At 34.7% G+C, this 756-nt stretch carries 1 protein-coding gene; it reads right to left on the bottom strand.

Going from position 1 to position 756, the window contains the following annotated elements; translation table 11 throughout:
- Positions 1-756 (bottom strand): methyl-accepting chemotaxis protein (locus CYO89_RS10520; protein WP_258032510.1); only part of this gene is annotated, 756 nt, incomplete at both ends.

Below are 756 nucleotides of genomic sequence, written 5' to 3'. Positions count from 1 at the left end.
ATCTATTTGAGCAACTGATTGATTTATCATATTGATACCTTCACTTTGCTCTTTGATTGATTCACTCATCTCGTTTATTGATTGAGCTAATACATTTGTATTTGCTTCTATCTCACCAAGTGATTTTTGAGTACGTTCAGCTAGTTTTCTAACTTCATCAGCAACAACTGCAAAGCCTCTACCATGTTCTCCTGCACGTGCTGCTTCTATTGCAGCATTAAGAGCAAGTAAATTTGTTTGATCTGCTATATCTCTAATGATAGTTATGATGTTTTTAATTTCATCACTTTGTCTTATAACATCAGCTGTCTTTTGAGAGATGGCATTCATTGAGCTTGACATTTGCTCAACTGCAGCAGCTGATTCTTGTAAGCTATTTGCTTGAGTATTTGCTGAGCTTGCTACTTTTGATACTGAGCTAGCTAGAAGCTTAGCTTTTTCTTCTAGTACTTGAGCTTGGTTTAGATTGTCATTTAGCATTTTAGATATCTCAATGCCTAGTGAGTTTATACCACTTGCTATCTTACCATCATCATCAAGTCTTTTTGTAAAGTCTTGGTTTTTATAAGTGTTTAGTAGATCAAGTACATCTTTACCATTACTTGATATTGCATTTTTAAGAGCAAGTTGTAGATCTTTAAATGTGCTTTTTAGTTGATTTAGAGCTGGGTTGTTTGTGTCAGCTTCTAAGCTTGCTTCATAGTTGCCATCTTTTATCTCATTTACAAAGGTGTTGGCTTTTTGGATGAAGGTGTT

Origin of the sequence: Campylobacter concisus, from assembly GCF_002913765.1 — a bacterium.
Taxonomy (GTDB): Bacteria; Campylobacterota; Campylobacteria; order Campylobacterales; family Campylobacteraceae; genus Campylobacter_A; species Campylobacter_A concisus_BB.
This window is presented reverse-complemented; position numbering and strand designations above follow the sequence as displayed.